Raw genomic sequence first — 2,936 nt, 5'->3', positions numbered from 1 at the left:
TCCTTCATCTCTATCTACGTGACGGCAGGGGTTTCTTCCGCTATCTGAATGACGCGATTTTTGCCTTTGCACTATGTGATGGGGATGAACTCTTTGCGGCCAGAGACCTCCTGGGTATCAAGACCCTCTACTACGGGTGGAAGGGCCAGACCCTATACCTCGCCTCTGAACTCAAAAGCATTCTCGAAGTCACCGAGGATGTCTATGAATTCCCTGCAGGCTATTTTATGGACAGGCGCGGGAGGTTGACCCGGTTTTCGGAATTGCCCAAGGCTCCGCCTACAGAGCTCCATTCGAATGTGGATCGAATGGTCAAGGACATCTCCTCCATCGTCCGGCGAAGTGTACGAAATCGGGTAGACTTCCGTATCCCAACAGGCAGCCTCCTCAGTGGGGGGCTCGATAGCAGCGTAATCACGTATTTGGCTGGCGAGGCATGCAAAGAGAAGTTCGGAAGAGACGCCAAATTGAAGACCTTTGCCTTAGGAGTGGGGGAAAGCGAAGATATCAAAATGGCACGAGTCATGGCACGTGTCCTTAACTCGGACCACTGTGAGATGATCGTGGGGCTTGAGGAGATCGCAGGAGTTTTATCTGAGGTTATCTATTATCTGGAATCCTTCGACCCGTCTTTAGTTAGGAGTTCGGTCTCAAATTTTCTCATATCCCGATATGCCCGCGAGCATGGCATCAAGGTACTGCTTTCCGGTGAGGGGGGTGATGAGATATTCTGCGGGTACACGTACCTTAAGGATTTTCCACCTGAAGAACTATTTATGCGGCAGAGGGAATGTCTCGGGTTATTGCATAACAACGCTGCTCTGCGGCTGGATCGCATGAACCAGTGCCATGGTGTTCGGGTAGTGGCGCCTCTCATATCTGGGGAACTACTGAATTATTCATTGGCCATCCCATCCGAATACAAACAGAAACCAGAAGGTGATCAGAAGATCGAAAAGTGGATCTTCAGAAAGGCATTTGAATCCCGCCTGCCCAGAAGTGTGGCCTGGCGCCTCAAGGAGGAGTTCTCGCAGGGGTCTGGTTCCGCGAAGCTACTTCCGGCCTACGTTGAAGATATGATCACCGATGGCGAGCTGGCCCAGGCTCAAGACGAGTACCCAATAATTCGGAGCAAGGAAGAACTTTACTACTTCCGCATCTTCACCGAGCATTTTGGGAGTCACCGTGCTGTCGAGACTGTTGGCCAATGGATCTGCCTTTAGTATAATGCACCCTCCGCAGAGTAAACCCTTCATCTTTGTACGTACCTTCAGCGTCTGGCCCTGGACGCATCAATCCTTCTATCATAGTTCTCCTAACCATTTCGTGGCATCTCCCCCCGAGCCGACTCCGATCCCGCACATAGGTAATTAATCCTCATTTAACAGGTTATGGGATTTCAGGAACTCACGGGCAGCGTCTCGGGGTGAGCGTTTTTTGCCATCTACCTTATAGTTCAATCCTTGCATGGTGGCATCATTAAGAAGCCCTGAAAGCGGAGCCAGCGCCTCTCTAATTTCAGGATGAGATTTGAGGACTTCTTTTCGCACAATGGGTGCGGCCTGGTAAGGCGGGAAAAAATCTCGGTTATCCAAGAGCAGTTTTAGCTTATAAGCAGCGATACGGCCGTCCGTAGCAAACGCACAAATAACATCTACCTCCTCCTTGGCGAGTGCCTCGTACATCAGCGCGGGATCAAGATCCCTAACTTCGCCAAAACTCAACCCGTATGCCTTTCGGAGACCAGGGTACCCGTCAGGTCGTTCCATGAATTCGGAGGTGAAACCAGCCCGCAGATTTGGAGCGGATGCCTTGAGATCAGAGATCTTCTCCCATCCGTGCATTTGGGCATCCCTTTCCCTTACCGTAATGGCATAGGTGTTATTAAAACCAAAGGACTGGAGCCACTCTATGTCGAAGCGATTTCGGTACTCCCGCGCTACTACATCGAACACCTCGTCGGGATCAGAAACAACCTCCCGCCTTAAGATCGTGGTCAGGCCAGTTCCCGTATACTCGGCATAGATGTCGATTTCTCCGTTCACAATGGCGCCGTGACAGATCATTGTGCCCCCGAGGTTAAAGCGCCGCTCGACAGCCAGCTCTGTCCGTTCCCCGATAAGTTGAGCCATTAATTCACCCAAGATGAGTTGCTCGGTAAAGTTCTTCGATGCGATTACCACGTTTGCTGCACGGCCCTGGCCCGCTATTGTTGAGGTGGGGCCAGATACAGGCCTCATTGCGCCTCCAGAGATGTAGGCAATGACTCCAGCAACCCCTATGAAAAAAGGAAGTAAGAGCGTTAAACCTTGAAGTAGTATCCGCAGACGTTGAGGTAAATGGCGGTGCCTGCGGGGTTCTAGGCCCCACCCCATGGCTGCGATCGAGAGGTCCACAACCAGAGCAAGTAGGGCGGCAGGAATGGCTCCGAGAAGGATGAGGTTAGTGTTGGAAAGGGCCAATCCCCGGTTAATGAATTGCCCTAGCCCTCCCGCGCCGATAAACGCCGACAGGGTCGCAATGCCCACCCCTGTGACTGCGGCGGTCCTGATGCCGGCCACGATAACTGGCAGGGCCAAGGGGATCTTGACCTTCCATAGCTGTTGACGGTCCGTCATACCGATCCCGCAGGCAGCCTCCAGTGCTGCGGGCGAGACCCCTTGAATCCCGGTAAGCGTATTTCTCACAATGGGAAGTAGGGCGTACAATGCCAGGGCGATAATGGCGGGCAGGGCCCCAATCTTTCCAGTGAGCGCCAGCAGGATGGCCAACATTGCGAGGCTCGGGATAGTCTGCAGGATCCCTATGGCTCCCAGTAGAGGGCCGCGCAACCGAGCTACACAAGATGCCAAAATGCCTACTGGAACGCCTAATATTATGGCTGCGCCGGTAGAAACACCGGTTAGGATCACATGCTCGCCTGTCCGGAGCCACAG

2 protein-coding genes are annotated in these 2,936 nt (G+C 53.1%); one reads left to right on the top strand and one right to left on the bottom strand.

The window, feature by feature from the left end; translation table 11 throughout:
* A partial coding sequence (locus ACETWG_05595) for an asparagine synthase-related protein (protein ID MFB0516062.1) occupies positions 1 to 1,223 on the top strand: 1,223 nt, incomplete at its 5' end.
* Between the two features lie 147 nt (positions 1,224 to 1,370).
* On the opposite strand, the gene ACETWG_05590 is transcribed toward ACETWG_05595, so the two are convergent.
* A partial coding sequence (locus tag ACETWG_05590) for a glycine betaine ABC transporter substrate-binding protein (protein ID MFB0516061.1) occupies positions 1,371 to 2,936 on the bottom strand: 1,566 nt, incomplete at its 5' end.

The sequence above is a fragment of the Candidatus Neomarinimicrobiota bacterium genome (assembly GCA_041862535.1).
In the GTDB taxonomy this organism is placed as follows: Bacteria; Fidelibacterota; Marinisomatia; order SCGC-AAA003-L08; family TS1B11.
Note: the sequence above shows the minus strand (reverse complement) of the source record. Positions and strands in the feature narration are given on the sequence as shown.